The sequence below is a fragment of the Acinetobacter seohaensis genome, assembly GCF_056431365.1.
The window spans coordinates 17,840-36,365 of the sequence record NZ_JBWKMK010000029.1 but is presented as its reverse complement, the minus strand read 5'-3'; the positions used below and the strand labels follow the sequence as shown (position 1 = coordinate 36,365).

The window sequence follows — 18,526 nt, the reverse complement described above, 5'->3', positions numbered from 1 at the left end:
TTTTGCCTGCTTTGTTGTACGTAGTTGTACAAAGGGGAGCTTATGGCAGCATTAAAAGAGCCTGTAAAAATATTTATAGTTCAAGCTCTTGCATGCCGTGACACCCCTCAAGAGGTGGTTGATCTCGTCAAACAAGAGTATGGGATTCAAATTTCACGAAGCCAATGCCAGGCTTACGATCCAACAAAATATTCAGGCAGAAATCTAAGTAAAAAATTTGTCGATTTATTCAATAAGACACGCGCCGACTTTGATGCTGGCTTAATTGATATCCCGATTGCAAACAAGCATTACCGCTTAAAGCAGTATCAGAAGCAATTAGAGCGCAATGCAAAGAACACAGTGATGTCACTCAAGATTCTTGAACAGGCTGCTAAAGACTGCGGTGGGCAGTTTACAAATAAACAAGAAATCACAGGCGCAGGTGGTGGACCGATTCAGAACAAAAATACAGTAGTTGTTACTGCCACTGATGAGCAGGTAAGGCAGGCGATAAATGAACTCGAGAGCGAATATTGACCCAGTCAAATTAAAAGCAAAAAGAATCAAATGTGAAGATGAGCATTTGTTTTTTACTCGGGCATTTTTCCTGCCACGTATGGGGTTTAAATTCTTGGTGAATTGGCACCATGAATATATTGCTGATGCGATTGATAAAGTTATCAGTGGTGAAATTCCCAACCTTGTGATTAACGTACCACCAGGCAGTGGTAAAACTGAATTACTTACCAACCTGATTGCACGGGGGATTGGGCGTAACCAGCGTTCACGCTTTCTGTATTTATCATTTTCACAGTCTTTGGTTGAGGATGTTTCGGCCACAGCTCGAAATATCGTGAAGTCACCAGACTTTCAAGCCTTATGGCCAGTCAAAATTTCAACCAGTACCGATGCAAAGGCATCATGGAAAACCACAGTAGATGGGTATGAGGCGGGGCATGTGTATAGCGCCTCGATGGGTGGTCAGGTTACAGGGCGTCGTGCTGGTACCTTAGCTGATCTTGGGTTTACAGGGGCTATCATTCTTGATGACCCACTTAAACCAGAAGATGCATTCAGTAAGACAGCACGTAACAAAGCAAACCGTAAAATTCTAAACACGGTGAACTCACGTAAAGCTAAATCATCGACACCGATTATTTTGATCATGCAGCGTTTGCACGTTGAGGATCCGACTAACTTTGTTATGACTGGCAACGTACCAGGCGAATGGCATCAAATTTCAATCCCTGCCTTGATTGATGATGATTACATTCAGTCACTGCCTGAGCATATTCAAAAGAAGGTACCGCGTGACGTTGAGCGAGACGAAAAAGGGCGTCAAAGCTATTGGCCATTGAAAGAATCATTGCAGTCTTTGCTGCAATTGGAGAAAGGTGGCCAAGACAAAGATGGCGCAACAGTTTCACGTTACACGTTCAGTAGCCAATACATGCAGCGACCTAAGAAATTAGGTGGCGATCTAATCAAGGGCGAGTGGTTTGGTGAATATCACGAATTACCTGAACTGGTTTGGCGTGCTGTATATGTGGATACCGCTCAAAAGGTCAAAGAAGAAAATGACTTCACTGTCTTTCTTTTGGTTGGTATGGGGGTAGATGGCAAGCTTTATTTGATTGATCTTTTGCGCGGCAAATGGGAAGCGCCTGAGATGAATAAAAAAGCGAAAGCATTTATCGATAAACACAAGGTGTATGACCTTAGAACCAAGCCTGTTCGATATATGAAAGTTGAGGATAAGGCGCATGGAACCCAACTGGTGCAGTCATGGCAAAAATATGGCGGTATTCCAATTATTCCTGTTCAACGTGAAAAGGACAAATTGACTCGCTTTATGGATGTAGCACCACACCTAGAGAACAACTTTGATGTTTACCCTGAAAATCAAAACAGGTTTGTCATGCTGCCTCGAAATGCAACTTGGAAGCAATCCTTCCTAGATGAGTGTGAGGCATTTAACGCCCAAATGACCCATGATCACGACGACCAAGTCGATACCTTAATTGATGCGATTGAAGATTCAGTCGTGATGTTGAATTACAGCCCACCAGCGGCATAAGGTTTTAAATATGGCTAAGAAAAAACGCAATCCCGAAAGTCAAAAGCCTGTGTCGGGTAACTTAAGTGTGCATGAGGCTGAACAAGCGCTACTCAATTATTTAACTAAAATGCCTGATGTGGATGAGGTACTGCGTAAAGCAGGTATCACAAGACACCGCTTAAAAGTCATGATGTATGACGATGAAGTTTATCAGGCAATTGAGAAGCGACAGGATAAACTGGAAAGTGCTCCATGGCGGCTAGAGCCAGCAGAAGGTATAGAAACAGAAATCCTGTATGCACATCTTCGTGAATGGTGGTCTGAAATCATTTTAGGCGCACAAAACGCGCGATGGTACGGATATTCTGTGCTTGAGGCAATTTACTCCAAACTTGAAAACCCAAGGGTTCATATTCAAGGTGATACTGTCACGCCTTTCATAGGCTTTGAATGGATTGGTGAAAAGCCTATGCAATGGTATGAGCCAAAGAGTAATGGAACTTTACTTCTTTTAAAAAACTACAACCACACACATCAGGATCAAGAAGTAGACCAGCGTTTTAAGCACTTCTTAACACGCTGTAAATCTACGTTTGAAAATCCTTATGGAGAGGCACTGCTTAGTCGTTTGTACTGGGTTTGGTTCTTTAAAACGAATGGCTTTAAGTTCTGGTCAAAATTTGTGGAAAAGTACGGTATGCCATTGTTGGTGGGCAAGTCATCTACTGGCCACAACCAAGATATGCGGGATGCATTACTAAAAGCACATGCAACTTCTGTTCTAGCAATTTCGAGTATGGACTCTGTAGAACTGCATAGTGCATCGGCTGTAGGTAATGGCTCGCAAGCGTATGAAACATTCGACAAGAATTTGGAACGCCGTATTCAAAAGGTGGTTTTAGGTCAGACGCTCACCAGTGGTACCGATGGATCAGGCTCTCGTGCTTTAGGTGATGTGCATTTGGAGGTCCAAAATGCGAAATACCGTGCAGACATTCGGATGATTACCCCAACAGTGCAGGCGATTATTAATGCATTGTGCGATCTTAATGGTTGGAAGCGCAGACAGATTATTCTTGGTGAGGAAAAGTCACTTGAACCTGAAAAGGCGGAACGTGATGTGAAGCTTAAAAATGCTGGTGCAGTATTAACACCACAATACTTTAAGCGTGAATATGGTCTGGAAGATGGTGATGTGATTGAACCGACTTCTGTGGTACCTCATCAATTCACACACGTACCTAAGCAGGTATTCAACTTTAAAGCTAAGCCAAATAAGTTGTCAGGTGCTCAGCAGGAAGTTGAAGAACTGACCGATGGCCAAGATGATTTATCACTGTTGAGCGTGTCTGAAATCCAGCAATTGTTAAGTGAATCGGATAGTCCTGAGTCTTTGGCTTTCAATCTTGCACAGCTTATTCCGAAAGCCACTAAAACCGAGTTCACAGCCAAGTTAGATCAGGCTTTGTATGCTGCAGATATTTTGGGGTATATGGCTGCGAGCGAGGATAAGTGATGGGAAAATGTATTTCATGTCGTAAGGGTTTCAATGGTCGCAATGGGAATGGATATATGCCGTGCTCATGCGAGCCAGTAAAATCTAAATTTGTACCCGCTCCAGCGCCGTTAATTATTTCCGATCATTCACTATTTGCCGTGTACCCTTGGAAATATCGAGCTTGCTTGTATTTCGTACTTGGTGTGATGGTTGGTATTGTGGGGTGCTTGTATGCAGCCAGTTACCTTTCTTGAAGCCTTGCAATATGCACGGCAGCGCAAGATTGTATTGTCTGATGAATTTTATTCACTGGATTTAAAAACACGGCAAATGGCAACCACGGTGAGCTTTTTGTCGAGTCTTGAGCAGATTGAAACGGTCATTAAGGCGGTGAATAAATCCATTGCTGACGGTGGTACCTTTAAGGACTTTCAAAAGTTGGTTGAAAAAGAAGGTATCGAGTTGCCTAAGCATTATCTGGACAACGTATTTCGTACCAATATCCAAAATGCGTATGGTCACGGGCGATGGATCCAACAAGACCGTAACAAGGCTAAACGTCCTTACTTGATGTACTCGGCTATCAATGACAGTCGGGTACGTCCAAGCCACTTGGCTTTGGATAAGATTGTTTTGCCATTTGACCATCCGTTTTGGCTGACACACTACCCGCCAAGCTCATTCCGTTGTAGATGCACGTGCATAGCTTTAACCGAAAAACAAGCATTGAAATACGGCATTACGCCAGATGACAAGCTGCCAGAAGTAGCTGAAGCTTTGGACTGGTCATCACATCCTTTGCAGTTTGGTGAGCTTGAATCATTGGTCGATAAAAAGATTGCTGATTCATCACTGGATAAAGAGTATTTGCTTGACCAAAAGCAAGTCATTCAAGCCGAGTGGACAGCATCCAAAAAGCTGACAAGTTTGTTTGCACCAATGGATGACAAGAGTCGGGATTTGTTCAACACGATTGCAGATACAGTCATCCCGCTTGACCCAAAGATTAGACCAACAGCAATTCGGACGTTTATTGATTATGTGCAGGGCAATGACACGGCACTAAGCACGTATTTAAATGCGTCTGCTGCTTCACTGGCTGACGATGTGTTGAAACGGTGGCTGAGTGCTGACATGGCAGCAATGCAAGCTGTGGCAAGCAATACGACTTCAACCGTGGTAGGTGCCGCGACTATTCAGCAGGTGGCAGCGTATCAAGTCGGACAAACAGTACAATTCAATGCGCCGTTGCTAATGGCTGATTCTGCAGGTGACATCGTGATTCAGATTCAGAATGCCAAAGGTTTAGGTATTGATCTCGAAAAGCTGAATGCAGGGCAAGGTGTTTTGATTCCGTTTGGCTTGTCGTTTGAAGTGGTTTCGATTGAAACAATCAAAGGCAAACTGATTTATACGCTCAAGCCTTTGCTGAACTAATTTAAATATGAATATGACCGCTCCATTTGGGGCGGTTTTTTTATTGGAGCATGAAAATGCCAGTAGAGGAAACACAGGACAAATATTGCTTTCGGCTTGGCGATCTGAACGTCAACCAAGCCGAGGAAGGCAAGAAAAAGCGCACATTCACAGGCGTGGCATATAGCGGTGAAGTGATTACAGACCATTGGTATTGGGACCGAATTATTTTTGATTTGGACTCAATGAAAATTAAGGGGCGTATTCCAGCATTACTCGATCACTCACCACGTCAGCGTGCAGGTGTCATCAATGAACACAGCATTAACCACCAACAGGGTTTAGTCGTTTCAGGCGACTTAATGAGTAACGAGTTCGGTACCGAAGTTGCTCAGGATTCTGACGATGGTTTTCCGTGGCAAATGTCAGTACGCATTGAGCCTTCATCTGTAGAAGAAATTCAGGCTGATACATCTGTCACGGTCAATGGAAAAGTTCACCAAGGACCTATCACGGTATTTCGTGGTGGTCGTATTCGTGAAGTGTCTTTCTGTGCTTTGGGTGCAGATGACAACACCAACGCCGTGGCAGCCAGCCATAACCCAACACAATCTAGCAAAGAGGACACAGACGTGGACTTAGAACAAGCGAAAGCGAAAATCCAAGAGCAGGAAAAAACCATTTCTGGTTTGCAGGATCAACTTAATAAGTTTGCTGCAGATAAACGTAATTCAGCCATTGATGCTTTGGCCAAAGACTTGGGCAAGGAATTTACTGCTGAAGAAAAAACCAAGTTTGCGGCTATGCCAGATGATGCATTTGATTTGATGGCTGCAACACTTAAGCAATTTGCAGCATCGACTCAACAACAACCACCTGCAGGTCAGCAGCAACAAGCACCATTAGCAAATCCAGCATTGGCGCACTTATTCAGCCACCAAGCTAATCTGCAAGGTGGACGGGAGCCATCGGGTAACCAAGAACACCAATTATCTGCAGGTGCAAAAGCATTTGCGGCACAACAAAAGGGGAAGTAATCCATGACCACTGTTTCAGTTACACATGAATCACGTCCATTTAATTTGGATGTAGGCAAGACGCGCCGTGTTAATGCCAAGGTCACAACTGCTACGGCATACAAAGAAGGCGATCTGTTGGCCCTTTCTGCGGCAAACGTACTCACCCAAGCGGCCGATGAGTCAAGTTGGGACGTTATTTGCGGTGCAACACTAACAGCTGCACAAGCAACTGCAGCAGCTGCAAACGGTACTGAAATCCCTGTTTATAACGGTGGGGTGTTCAATATTGAGGCTGTATCAATTGCTGGTACCGCACTCGCAACAAGCAAATACGATGCAGCACGCGCTAAAGCATCTAAAAACAACATTGAATTATCAAAGGTGTAAATCATGCCACAAAGTTTTACTATTGATGGTGCTCCACTGGAGCTATTGGGCGTTGATGAATTAGCATTAATTCATTCAAATTATGAGCCGATGGATACATGGCTTTTGGACAAGCTATTTCCTCGTCGCAAATCATTCACGACAAATGTGGTGCCTATTGCCGAGCTTGAAACTGAATCAGACATTGCTCCATTGGTTGCCCCACAGGTGCCAGGTAAGCCGTTTGACCGCACCACAGCAATTCAAGTAAGCCACGTACAGCCAGCTTACTTAAAACCAAAGAATCAGGTCACTCCTGCAACCGCTTGGGATACCGCTTTATTGGCGCGTTTGCGTGATGCTGGCATTATCTCAACAGGTAACAATCAGTTGAGCACAGCAGAGCAATACATGATTGCTCAGATCGAAACGATCAAGCGTAACCACGACTCGATTGATAATCGAAAAATCTTAATGGCGGCTGAATTGGTCACAACTGGTCAAATTGTGCTTGAGTCAGACGACTACACTAAAAACGTAGTGTCTTTTGGTCGCGATGCATCACTTGCATTTACCCCGACAACCGCTTGGGATCAAGCAGGTGCTACGCCTGTTGAAGACATTGAAACCATGGCACAACGCATGTTGGATGAAAATGGTGGTGATGCGACCATGATTCTTACAACTGGCAAAGTGTGGTCAGTGTTGGAAAAGAATGCGGCATTTAAAGCTAAGTTTGTTGAGCCGTATGCAGGTATTAGCGTTCCTTATCGCCCTGGTCTAAACGCCTCACGTTCTGCGAAGTTCAAAGGCTACTTGGGTGATATTGAAATCTGGACGTATGACGCAACGTACCGCCACAAAGGGCAGGTGAAACGCTTCATTCCAGTGGATTACTTTGCGCTTATTTCCGATACCAATGGTTATGTGACGCAATGTAAGATCGAAAACATCCATGCAAATGGCTTGGCTTTGGAATACTTTGACCGCCAATGGTACGAAGAAGATCCAAGCGGCATTTTACTCATGACTGAATCGGCTCCATTGGTCGTGCCATCAAATAAAAATGGTATTTGTGGTGGTACTGGCTTCATCACGATTTAAGGAGTGACGCATGGCTAAATACATTGCAACGCAGTCCGTAGGGCAGTATCTACCGGGCGAAACAGTCGAGGGTCTTAGTGCAGAACGTGCTAAGGCCCTTTTAGTTATGGGTGCGATTAAAGAAGTGGAAGCTGATCAAGAGGAAACTCAAGAAAAGCCTGCACGCCGTACTCGCTCGACAGCTGAGTAAGTCTTATGTATGCAACTGAAGCAAATTTGGTTGCACGATTTGGTCAGGAAATCCAAGAACTAAAATTGATGCATGCAAATACATCAACTGCGGTTCAGGATGCCATTCAGGATGCAACGGAAGAAATTAACGGCTATATCGGTGGTCGTTATGCTTTGCCGTTGCCTAATGTGCCAAGTAATTTAGAGCGCATGGCGTGTGATATTGCACGTTATCGCCTCTACTTTCAGCAACCAACGGATGAAGTGCGACAGCGTTATGACGATGCTATTTCATTTTTAAAGTTGGTGGCCAACAACAAAGCGCATTTGCAGATTCAGGATGCAGTGAGTAACCAAATCGTGGACGACCAGCCAAAGAATAAGCCATCTACCATGCCGATCGGTACCAGCTACACAGGTGGGGTGTTTGGTGATTCCACTTTAGACCTGATGCCTAGCATCAAGTGAGGTGTGTGTGGCATTTGCAATCACGATCAAAGCTGATAGTTCACCTATTGAGGCAATCTTAACTCGCTTAAATCAGTTCGATGCTGATAAGTCAAAACTATTTGATGAAATTGGTTCAGGGCTTATTTTTAGTGTGCAGGATCGTTTCTTTAATGGGCGTGATGTTGATGGCAATCCATGGAAAATGTCATGGCGTGCAATACAGCAAGGCGGTCAAACGCTGCGTGATACAGGGCGCTTGATGAACTCCTACACACATAATGTTTTGTCTAATGGTGTGGAAGTTGGCACCAATGTTGAGTATGCGCCGTATCTTCATTATGGGGCAACAATCCTTCCGAAAAACGGTCAGTACATTACGTTTGCAGTAGCTGGTCAATATCGCAAAGTAAAACAATCTGTTTTACCACCACGAACTCAACTTGGCATTAATGCGAATGATGAGGAAATGGTTTTAGACATCGTAGGAAATTTTATTAATGACTACATTCTTCGCGGTGCGTGATGAAATTGCCGAAAAATTGGAAGAAATTTCAGACTTTCGGAAAATCTATACACCGCTTAATTCGGTAAACGTGACTGAAATGTCGCAGGTCACACCATCTGCCCATGTGAACTTTGTGCGTATCGACCTAAAAGACTCCAAGGGTAACAGCAAGTTGAATCAGATCGGTCAGCAATGGTCGGTTACGGTTGCATGCCGCAATGCGCAATCACAGTTAAATGATGGTAGCGCTGTGGCAGATGAGGCGGGCGCACTGACTGAAAAAGTCATTCAGCTTTTGGCGGGGTGGAAGCCATCTTCTTCACGTATTCCATTGCGGTTTTTGTCTGTGCGTGATGGGTATAGCTCAAGCTTTGCATACATCACCATTATTTTTGAATCTGAAAAGTTTATCTAGGAGCCATACATGGCGAAACAATATAAAGCCTTAAAGCCTGTAGGTCGCTTTCAGGTTGGCGAATTGGTTGGTGGTCTGAATGAAGATCAGATCAAAAAATTAGTTGCTGATGGTGTCATCCAAGAAGTGAAAGCCACAGCTGCAACAACAAAGAAAACTACAGGGGATGCTAAATAATGAGCACTCAATATATTTCGCTACAAGGTGAGTTTTACTTATCTAAAATCACCAATGGTGTGGCAGGTGCAATGCGTCATCTGGGCAACGTACCAGAGTTTGAATTAGAAATCAGTGCTGAAGTGCTAGAGCATGTTGAATCGATGACAGGCAAGCGTACAACTGACTTCACCATGGTTCAAACTACAGCGGTAAACTTCTCTGGTCAGCTTGAAAAAGTGGATAAAGAAAACCTGAAATACATTGTTTCTGGTGAAACCACCGAAGTGACCACTGAAACCATTACCGACGCAAATATTGGCACTGTGGTGGCAGGTCAAGAAATTAAGCTTGGCGGTTATAACTTGTCTACCGTGTCATTTAAAGATTCAACAACTGGAACAGCGGTTACAGTAGACCCAACAAAGTACACAGTGGACCTAAAGTTCGGTACGGTTGTTTTTAACGATGTTTCAGACCTCACTATGCCACTTTTGGCAAGCTACACCACTGGCGCAGTAACGCATACGACACTGGCATCGGACTTTGAAACAGAATATGAGCTGTTTTTCAAGGGTATTAACACGGCTACTAGCGAGCACATGGCGGTTCGTTTATGGCGCACTAAGAAGTCACCTGAAACCACATTTCCACTGATTCACGAAGAATTAGGGCAATACTCTATTTCAGGTCAAGCGTTGTCTGATGTTTCAAAACAAAGCGACGCAGCACTTGGGTTGTACGGTCATATCGTAACAATTCCATCGGTACCATCACCTTAAAACCAACACAGGCACAAGAAAACTCCACGACGCATAAGCGTCTTTTTTTGTGCCTTTTTTTAAATTTCTTTCATTTGCATTAAGCGATTAATGAAAACGAAAGGGATTCATCCCACCACTTAATTAAACCGTCCGAAAGGGCGGTTTTTTTATGCCTGTTTTCAGGCAAACCACTGGCTAGAACGACGGTTCGAAAAGCACGTTTCCATGTTCAACGTGCCTGCCAGTTTCTTTTTTTGAACATGAGCATATAAGAGGAAATCTTATGAACATGATGGTAAACCATGAAAAACAAACCCCATTTATCGAAGTTGAATTAAATGGAAAAGTTCAACTCGGTGTGAATGCGCGTGACCTGCACAAAATGCTAGAGAGCAAGCAGGACTTTTCAACATGGATTAAACGAAGAATTACTCAGTGCAATTTCGAAGAAAACTTTGACTACGTTAAGCTCCACCAAAAAGTGGAGCTTTCAAAGACTGGTCAAACTTCAATTGAATACATCATCTCGGTGGATATGACAAAGCATCTTGGAATGATGGAGCGCAACGAAAAAGGCCATGAAATCCGCAAATACTATATCGAGCAAGAAGAATTGGCACGTCATCTAAAAGATGGTTTGCAGGTGCGCATTGGTAAGCTTTCAGCACAAGTTGAATTGATTACACAGTGCTTATCGGAAGCGGGGCGGTTTTTATCAGTAAATGGCAAGCAGACAAAACCAGCCATGCTTAAAGAGTTAGACGAGCTGATTAAAGAAGCGCAACCCAGCCTAGATTTTAAAGAAGATGAATAAGGAAAAGTATTCTGGATTCTAAATCTGAAATTCAAGCTACCGCCACCTTAGGGTGGCTTTTTTGAGATTCCATCATGAATGATTTTTTCTTAGCAGATAACCGCACGTTTCAAATTGGCGAAATTGAAGTAAGGCAAATTCAAGTTAAGTCACTTGATCTATTCTGCAGACATGCTGAAACGGTCAAAGAGTTTTTGACAGACAAAGATTATTCAGATGAAATTTTGATTGAGTTATTTAAGGCTCACACGGTTGAAGTGATTCAAGTCTGCGTCATGACCACCAATCTGGAAGCAGAAAGCATTTTTAATGTGGCAAAAGATCAGGCTTTATTTTTAGGTATGCTGCGAGCAGTCTTAACTGTGAATACAGCATATTTCAAGCCTGAAAAACCAAAGCGTGGCAGCAAGACAAGTAACGAGAAAAGCACTTGGTTTGATTCGTTCCAGTATTTAATTGAGTCTGGTCATCGTCACGATGACATTATGAATATGTCATACGGTGCATATCTGCAGTATGTAAAAGCCGCACAAAGAAGTGAGCTTAGAAAAATGCGGTCACAGGTCAATTTAATGCGCTCAGCACAACATGCTCAAAACCGTGAATTTAAAAAACTTATGGAAGATTTGAAGGTTGTTGATTGATTTTGGTCATGACATTTCGTGATGTGATTGTTATTCTTATGTAAGTTATGAGGGTAACTTTATGAAAAAGATATTAATTGCAACAATGTTATTAGCGTCATCATCTGTATTTGCTTTGGAGTATACCAATGCTGTGCGTGGCAGTACGATGATTGTTGAAGTGGGGCATTCACAGAGTCGCATGATGGAAGCCTTGGGCAATCCTGATTCATCATATCGCCATGTAATCCAAGACCGTAAAGGTTGGTCGCACAAAGCCACAACTTACACATACCGTATGAATAACGCGCGCTACGAAATCACTGTTGTAGATGGGAAAGTCTATAGCATTGGTTGGGAGCGTGAGTGATGGCTCAAACAGTTGAATGTATAGCATGTGGGCATGTTGGTCAGCCCAAGACGAAAGGCAGTTTTGCTATAACTATCATTTTATTATTTATAGGTCTTCTGCCAGGTATTATTTATGAGATTTGGCGAAGATCGGGTGGAAAGGTCTGTAGCGCCTGTGGAAGTCATGGTGTGCGACTCTATGTGCCAACACCTAGACAATCGCAGCCTAAGGTTAATGAAGTGGATTTTACACAACCTATTGTGTCAAAAGGGAAAACAGCACCTGTAGCTCATGACGTATTTTCCTACAATGCGGGTAAAAGGATGCAGCTAGATGAAAATGGCGTAGAGGAGAAGAATTGCCCCGATTGCATGGAATTAATTAGATTTGATGCGCGTAAATGCAAGCATTGTGGAAGCATGGTGGAATAATGAAATACGGTATATTAGCCGCGATAGCAGTTATGGCTATTGTCTTTTATTTTATGCATCAAAGCAATAAGGCAGATGCGGAGCGCCTAAAACAGGCTGAAATTGTGCATCAGCAGAAAGTTGATGCTGAAAAAGCTGAGATTATTAAAGAGCAGCAGGCTAAATTAAAAAAAGCTGAAACCGATTTATTGATTAAGGGGCTGCAAGAAAAGTATTCAATGGACTATTTGGATGCAAAACAAATTGTAGAATCAGAAAAAATGTCACAGAAAGACAGGGAGTTTTACGCAGACTTAGCTGCAAGATGGGTGGATGCTTTAAATGTAGCAGGAGCCACATCCCGTATAGCTTTATCTCAGCCAGTTAAGGACCTGCAGGAAATCCGCAGAAAGCTTTCTGAAAAACAAACCATGACGTACTGTGAAGATAGATTAAAAAAAGAGTTATTGAAATCCTATGATTTTGCGATTGATGGCTTTTTGAATTTCATGCACAAAAACGAAATTCTATCGAGTGGTTTTATGTCTTTGAGTAAGAGCTATCAGCAGAATGCGAATACCCTAATTGATTACTGCTGATTAAATGCAGTAGCTAGAACGCCACATTGTTGTTTACAAACCCACTTCGGTGGGTTTTTTAATGCCAAAAATTTGAGGTCAGCATGTCAAAAAATTTAACTTTTAAACTTATCTTGGACGCTGACAGCAAAGGTTTTGTTAGCGGTGTAAAACAATCTGAAAGTGTCGCAAAGTCAGTATTTGAAGCAATTAAAACCGAGTCTGATAAGTTAAAACAAAGCTCGGCAGAAGCAGCAAAAGAGCTTGGAAATATCATCCCAAAAGGCACGAGTGAGTTAGCTGCAGGCTTAACCAAATCATTATCCAGTGCCACAGAGATTATTAAAAATGCAGGCGAAAACGCAAAATCTACTGCAGACAACTTCACAGATTTTGGCAACAAATCACACAAGGCTTTAGATTTATTAAAAGCCGACTTAACAAGTGCTAAACAAAAACTGCAAGAGTTTTCTAATTCCAATGCGTCACCTGCAGACATTGAAGTTGCACAACGCCAAGTAGATCAACTTGAAAAAGAAGTTCAACAGGCTGACCAAGCATTTAACGACTTTCAGGCAGAAGTCGGCAGAGCAAACACTCAACTTAAAGAAACAGACTCAGCAGCAACATCGGCTAAAAAAGGCTTAGATGGCGCTAAGTTTGCAGTTAATGCACTTGTTGGTGCTATGGCTGCATTAGGTGTTGGGCTTGGCTTGCGTGAATTAGCAGAAGCCGCTGACGCATACACTGGACTTTCTGCACGCATTCAGATTGCCACCAAAGATGGTGGTAACTTTGAGTCTGCAATGGCGGGCGTGCATCAAGTTGCTTTGGCTACAAACTCGAGTCTGCAAGCGACTGGTGACCTATTTACCCGTATTGATGCAGTCGGTAAAGAAATGGGTATGACGCAACAACAAGCGTTAGACCTAACCAAGACAGTTACACAAGCAATTCAGATTGGTGGTGGTTCTGCTCAAGCCAGTGAAGCAGCAATTACTCAGTTTATTCAAGCCATGCAAGGCGGTGTTTTGCGTGGTGAAGAATTTAACTCAATCATGGAAAACGGCTATGGCTTAGCCGAGGCGCTAGCTAAAGGCTTGGGAGTCACTACAGGTGAACTCCGAAAAATGGCTGAAAATGGAGAGCTAACTTCCGAGCGTGTAGCAAAGGCGCTGCAAAGCCAAGCCGCACAAGTCCAATCGACTTATGACCAATTCCCAACAACTATTGGTAATGCTTTACAGCGCATCCAAACAAGTTGGCAAATTCTGATTGGCACAATGGATCAAGCGAATGGTGCTAGCGCAACTGTAGCTGAATGGCTTGTTGTGATTGCTGACAATATGGGGATTGTTGAAGCCCTTATTGATGATTTGGGCGATGGTTTTGTTTGGGTTGGCGACCAACTTAAAAAAATCGATCCATCTGTATGGGTAAGCCTTAAAAATGCTTTAAGCAGTGCATACGATGCCATTAAAGACGTTGTGGTGACGTTGGCTGAATTGGGCAAAACTGTTTCGGATGTTTTAGGGACAGGCTTATCAGCAGCATTATCGGTTTTGTCATCACTGACTGGTGAAGTTACAGAAGCAGGCGAACAAGTCAGCTTTTTAGAACGTGTGCTTCAAGGTCTTTCAGTAGCGTTCGGCGTCATTTCTGACGCGGCGTCAGGCATTAAAATCGGGGTCAATCTCTTAACTGGCGCTTTCTTCGATTTAGCAGGCGCAGCAAATAGCGTACTTGCTGCCTTGACTTGGGGTGACTTAAGCAAACAGTTTGCAGCCAATGCTGATTTAATGAAGCAAAAGGCTAAAGAATACTATGCAGAAGCGGATAGGGATGCACAAGGTTTTAAATCTAAAAGCATAGCTGCGATTGAGGAAATTAGTAAAACCCAAACTGAAAAAGATGCTGAGTCGGTTGCGTCATCCAAAGCTAAGCTTGAAAAACTTTTAGCAGATCAAACCGCCGAAGCTGATGGCAGGAAAGCAACCGAGCAAGAAAAGCTAAAAGCCGTTCAGGATTACGCCGAAGCCGCCATTAAAGCCAATGGCGGTGCAATGGATGGCACCATGCAAGCCGATCTGATGACGAAAGGTTACATCGTCACAATGAATGAGGCTGGCAAGGTCAGTGTCGAAGCTTGGGACGCGGCTGCTGAAGGTGCTGAAAGAAATGCCAATATGGCAGACAAGGCGCGTAAAGCCGCAGCAGCACTGGGTTTGGATTTAGACGTTTCACTCAACCGCGTTTCAGCCAAATTCAAAGAATCAGAGGGGCAGTTAAACAACTTTACTGCTGGTCTTGAGGATTTAGGTGTTACAGGCGAGAAAGCTGGAAGTGTAACCTATGAGGCATGGCTTAAATGGCTAGAAACAGCTAAAAGCCAAGCTGAAATTGACATGGCTAAAGCCAAGCTTGAGCAGTTTGGTGAACAAGGCAAGCTATCAACTTCGCAAGTTGAACAAGGCTTGATTGCAATTAAGAATCAAGCGCAAGGCTTGCCAGATGATATTGATCCTGTAACGGCTGCTTTTAAGCGATTAGGGATTGAGACCAAAGAGAATCTTAAGCTTTCTGCGCAACAGGCATTGATGGATTACATCACTATCCGTGATAGTGGTCAGGCTACGGCAGAAGGCATTCAAAAGGCTTATGAGAAAGCAGCGCAAGCGGCTGCCCTATCAGGTGATCAAGCGGTGATTGCATCGGCTAATGCTGCGGGTGCAGGTCGTGACCTTCGCGTCGAGATCGACGAAACAGGCAAAGCCTCTGTTAAAGCGATGGATGAATTAACCGAAGCCAACCACCGCGTACGTGAATCAGCACGCCGTATTGGTGATGGTTATCGTGAAGCAGGGCAGATTGCACGCGAAGAAGCCAATGCAGCGCAAATCGCATGGAATAAGGCATCTCAGGAAGCGGCTCAGAAATGGGATGCTGAAATGAAACGCCAATCCAAAGGTTTAAGCGCGGCTATCTCAGGCTATCAATCCATGAGCAAGAACGATGTAATTTCTCAGATTAAAAGCATGGGATACAGTGAAGATCAAGCCAAGAAATTGGCGGGGTCAATCTGGTCACAAGCCATGGCTACAGATCGTGATGCCAAATTTGCTGCATACGGCAAAGGCGGTAACTTGGCGATGAATAAACTCATCGAGCAAGAATTTAATAACGCTGCAGCGAAAGGCTTAACCACACAGCACGGTACAAACAAGATCAATGAATTACTTCGTAATCTTGATGTGAGAAGTACGGGCAACACGCCTAAAATCAATGATTATGCACCTAATATTTCTGAACCAAAAATCCGCGATCTGCAGAATGATGCACCAACCAAAAACGTGCGCTTTGAGTTTGTATCAGGCGGCAAACGCTTTGAAATGCAAGGCTCGCAGGAAGATGGAGACACGATGGAAAGCATCTTGCGTGAATTTGAAATGCTGAAAAAGGCAATGTGATGAAATTAATACGCTTAGCGACATCCGAAACCGTCTCATTAGAAGACGGTTTTTTATGGTCTGATGAATTTGAATGGAAGCCAAAAGAGCAAACCGTGGAGCGTGCCATAAGTGGTGCGGCCATTATTCAGGAAGGCATCAAAGTTGGTGCTCGACCTATCACTTTAACGCCCGACAGCAACCGTGGTTGGGCAAAGTTAAGTGATGTGCGCAAGCTACAGGAATGGTCGGCTTTAAGCGAAAAATTCCGCTTGCAGTTTGAATGGCCACATGACAATCGACAATTTGATGTGATTTTTAATCATCAAGATACAGCACTAGAAGCGGTCAGCGTATGGGGTTCACCAGCAACCAGTTCAGATGAAATGATGCGTTTAACGCTAAGATTTTGGAGCGAATAATGGCAATTGAAACAAAAGACTTGGTGCTCTATAAATCAGAGCGTTTGACCGACACAGACGATGGTGGCGGTAAATATTCAGGTCAGGTCATCATTGATGGTCAAAGTAATAACCTGTTCAATGACGTGTCAGAAATGGATCGAACCATGGGCGATGTGTCTATGCGTAAAATCTTTCCAGCAGTCATCACTGAAGATACAGATTCATTGATGGGTGCAACGGTATTCATCTCTGAAAACCCGCAGGATCCAAACGTATCGGCTTTACTATTCAGTACAAAAAACTGGACAGATGAACGCCGTAGCGCCCAAAACCGTGTAGAAAATTACTTGGCTAAAGGTGGGCAGATTGCAGGCACACCACTGGATACGCACTGGCAAGGCATGAAGCAGTTGCAAGTAGCCATGTTTCCGCAAGAGGCTGAGTCTAGCGTTGGCGATACCATTGTTCTAGTCAGTGACGAAGGCAAGGCGCTTGAATTTGAGCAATATGTGCGTATCACGAAAGTTGAAACACGCATTGCGATTATGGTGGTTGATAATAAAAACGTGGAATACAAGATTGCCACGTACACGATTAATGACCCGCTTGAGCGTGATTTTGTCGGCCTGACAGCTCGGCAGTGGTACGACGGGCAGGCATCAAAAACCATCATTCGTGAATCATTGGTTGCAGATACAGGTGAATATTGTGCATCGGTCAAACTGGCATCGGATGCGCAAGTCGGTGAGTTCACTGTGAATGCGTCTAGCATGTTCACACAGTTGATTCCATCTGCACAGACTGAAACCCCGATTATTGATGTGAATGCTGCAGGTGAGAGCGTTATTTTGGTGCCTGGTAATGATGGCAGCATTACTGCAAACTTCCCAACTACCGTGGGCGAAAGTCAAAACTTGTATTTAGGTTCGAGCGTAATGCCCTCAAGCATTGCGTTTACCCTGTTTGGTCAGCCTGTGAGTGACCAAGGTGGCTTGCTTAAAAACAGCCAAGGCACACAAGTCGGCACGATTGATTATCAGCGTGGCTTGATTCAATGGACTTCTGCAGCGGGTACTGGCTCAACCACCTTAGCAATTACATTTAAACCTGCTGCTGCACCAAAACAGTATTTCCAAAGCTATGCCATTCCTGTGACGCAAAATAGCCAAAGTTCCAACTGGACGGGCGTTTTAATTCCGATTCCTGCGCCTGGTAGTTTGTCACTTTCGTATATGTCTCAAGGCAAGTTTTATGAGTTAAAAGACGATGGATCGGGTCAGCTAAAAGGTGTTCACAGCTCCTTTGGCTCAGGCATGATTAACTACGAAACGGGTTCATTTTTGCTGACCACAGGTGCTTTGCCTGATGTTGATACGCCAATTTTGGCACACTGGGGTACACCGATTGCAACTTTCGTGCGAGCAGGGTTGCCTGTAGAGAAAGCAGGCTTTGATTTTGATCTTGGGCACACGGGTATTGCTTCGGGAATAACTGTGACTTGGGTGTTAGAAGGTGAAACCAAAACAGCATCTAGCAATGCAAAAGGCTTGTTTACAGGTGATGCATCGGGATATATCAACTACGCATTAGGCACAGGTCGAATTATTCCGAATAAATTGCCGCAGAAAAATACGCAATTCAACATCACGTATAGCTATGGTCCACAACTCGACCAGTCTAAGTCAGCGATACCCGATGGCAACCAACAACTGACGTTTACCATTGGTACAGGTTCAAACATTCAGCCAAGTAGCGTGGCTTTAGATATTCCTGTGACAGATCAGTCAGGTCTAAATACGCTGATTGTGCATCTTAAAGACGACCCAACAGGCGGCAATATGGGTAATTTAATTAACGATGCAGGCGATATTCAAGGCACGATTGATTACAACACTGGTCAATGCATTGTGACACCAACAGCTTCGTACAAGACATTTAACTATGTGTATGAGGCACGATATACAGCAACTTATGCGTCTGCATAAAGGTGGTCT

Annotated in this window: 21 protein-coding genes; all 21 read left to right on the top strand. The window is 43.8% G+C overall.

Annotated elements, in window-relative coordinates; all coding sequences use genetic code 11:
• Positions 1–42: 42 nt before the first annotated feature.
• The 21 genes from AC07E5_RS04560 to AC07E5_RS04460 all read left to right on the top strand — a co-directional run bounded on the left by AC07E5_RS04560 (position 43) and on the right by AC07E5_RS04460 (position 18,517).
• Positions 43–519 carry a DUF2280 domain-containing protein gene (locus AC07E5_RS04560; RefSeq protein WP_498624744.1) on the top strand — a complete coding sequence of 159 codons (477 nt, stop codon included), beginning with the start codon at positions 43–45 and terminating at the stop codon, positions 517–519.
• Positions 497–2,059, top strand: coding sequence for a phage terminase large subunit (gene terL / locus AC07E5_RS04555; RefSeq protein WP_104852023.1), 1,563 nt, complete (start codon positions 497–499; stop codon positions 2,057–2,059). The genes AC07E5_RS04560 and terL overlap by 23 nt, the downstream gene beginning before the upstream one ends.
• A gap of 10 nt (positions 2,060–2,069) precedes the next feature.
• Positions 2,070–3,557, top strand: coding sequence for a phage portal protein family protein (locus AC07E5_RS04550; protein WP_498624742.1), 1,488 nt, complete (start codon positions 2,070–2,072; stop codon positions 3,555–3,557).
• A gap of 213 nt (positions 3,558–3,770) precedes the next feature.
• The gene (locus AC07E5_RS04545; protein WP_498624740.1) at positions 3,771–4,976 is read left to right on the top strand and encodes a phage head morphogenesis protein; all 1,206 of its coding nucleotides are present in this window, start codon (positions 3,771–3,773) and stop codon (positions 4,974–4,976) included.
• A gap of 56 nt (positions 4,977–5,032) precedes the next feature.
• On the top strand, positions 5,033–5,992 hold the full coding sequence (locus AC07E5_RS04540) for a hypothetical protein (RefSeq protein ID WP_498624738.1): 960 nt from the start codon (positions 5,033–5,035) through the stop codon (positions 5,990–5,992).
• A gap of 3 nt (positions 5,993–5,995) precedes the next feature.
• Positions 5,996–6,361: a hypothetical protein gene (locus tag AC07E5_RS04535; RefSeq protein WP_242769292.1), complete on the top strand. Its 366-nt coding sequence runs from the start codon at positions 5,996–5,998 to the stop codon at positions 6,359–6,361.
• A 3-nt stretch (positions 6,362–6,364) separates the two neighbouring features.
• Positions 6,365–7,444, top strand: a complete 1,080-nt coding sequence (locus AC07E5_RS04530; RefSeq protein ID WP_498624736.1) for a major capsid protein — start codon at positions 6,365–6,367, stop codon at positions 7,442–7,444.
• A 10-nt stretch (positions 7,445–7,454) separates the two neighbouring features.
• A complete protein-coding gene (locus AC07E5_RS04525; RefSeq protein ID WP_180158849.1) occupies positions 7,455–7,634 on the top strand; it encodes a hypothetical protein in 180 nt (59 codons plus the stop codon).
• Between the two features lie 5 nt (positions 7,635–7,639).
• Positions 7,640–8,083, top strand: coding sequence for a gp436 family protein (locus tag AC07E5_RS04520; protein ID WP_498624734.1), 444 nt, complete (start codon positions 7,640–7,642; stop codon positions 8,081–8,083).
• Between the two features lie 7 nt (positions 8,084–8,090).
• Positions 8,091–8,588, top strand: a complete 498-nt coding sequence (locus AC07E5_RS04515; protein ID WP_498624732.1) for a phage virion morphogenesis protein — start codon at positions 8,091–8,093, stop codon at positions 8,586–8,588.
• Entirely contained in the window at positions 8,563–8,985 is a 423-nt protein-coding gene (locus AC07E5_RS04510) for a phage tail terminator protein (RefSeq protein WP_498624730.1), read from the top strand. The genes AC07E5_RS04515 and AC07E5_RS04510 overlap by 26 nt, the downstream gene beginning before the upstream one ends.
• A gap of 9 nt (positions 8,986–8,994) precedes the next feature.
• Complete coding sequence (locus AC07E5_RS04505) at positions 8,995–9,162, top strand: hypothetical protein (protein WP_368779935.1); 168 nt, start codon at positions 8,995–8,997, stop codon at positions 9,160–9,162.
• Positions 9,162–9,923, top strand: coding sequence for a phage tail tube protein (locus AC07E5_RS04500; protein WP_253104427.1), 762 nt, complete (start codon positions 9,162–9,164; stop codon positions 9,921–9,923). Before AC07E5_RS04505 ends, AC07E5_RS04500 begins: the two co-directional genes overlap by 1 nt.
• Before the next feature lie 265 nt (positions 9,924–10,188).
• Entirely contained in the window at positions 10,189–10,719 is a 531-nt protein-coding gene (locus AC07E5_RS04495) for an antA/AntB antirepressor family protein (RefSeq protein ID WP_498624728.1), read from the top strand.
• Positions 10,720–10,793: 74 nt separating this feature from the next.
• On the top strand, positions 10,794–11,363 hold the full coding sequence (locus AC07E5_RS04490) for a hypothetical protein (RefSeq protein ID WP_498624726.1): 570 nt from the start codon (positions 10,794–10,796) through the stop codon (positions 11,361–11,363).
• Between the two features lie 61 nt (positions 11,364–11,424).
• Positions 11,425–11,712 (top strand): hypothetical protein, encoded by a 288-nt coding sequence (locus tag AC07E5_RS04485; RefSeq protein WP_498624725.1) that lies wholly within the window; start codon positions 11,425–11,427, stop codon positions 11,710–11,712.
• On the top strand, positions 11,712–12,125 hold the full coding sequence (locus tag AC07E5_RS04480) for a Pmp3 family protein (RefSeq protein ID WP_498624723.1): 414 nt from the start codon (positions 11,712–11,714) through the stop codon (positions 12,123–12,125). The genes AC07E5_RS04485 and AC07E5_RS04480 overlap by 1 nt, the downstream gene beginning before the upstream one ends.
• Positions 12,125–12,703, top strand: a complete 579-nt coding sequence (locus AC07E5_RS04475; protein ID WP_498624722.1) for a hypothetical protein — start codon at positions 12,125–12,127, stop codon at positions 12,701–12,703. Before AC07E5_RS04480 ends, AC07E5_RS04475 begins: the two co-directional genes overlap by 1 nt.
• Positions 12,704–12,786: 83 nt before the next feature.
• Positions 12,787–16,149, top strand: coding sequence for a tape measure protein (locus AC07E5_RS04470; protein ID WP_498624720.1), 3,363 nt, complete (start codon positions 12,787–12,789; stop codon positions 16,147–16,149).
• Positions 16,149–16,550 (top strand): hypothetical protein, encoded by a 402-nt coding sequence (locus AC07E5_RS04465; protein ID WP_075315823.1) that lies wholly within the window; start codon positions 16,149–16,151, stop codon positions 16,548–16,550. The genes AC07E5_RS04470 and AC07E5_RS04465 overlap by 1 nt, the downstream gene beginning before the upstream one ends.
• Positions 16,550–18,517: a hypothetical protein gene (locus AC07E5_RS04460; RefSeq protein WP_498624718.1), complete on the top strand. Its 1,968-nt coding sequence runs from the start codon at positions 16,550–16,552 to the stop codon at positions 18,515–18,517. Before AC07E5_RS04465 ends, AC07E5_RS04460 begins: the two co-directional genes overlap by 1 nt.
• Positions 18,518–18,526: the final 9 nt, after the last annotated feature.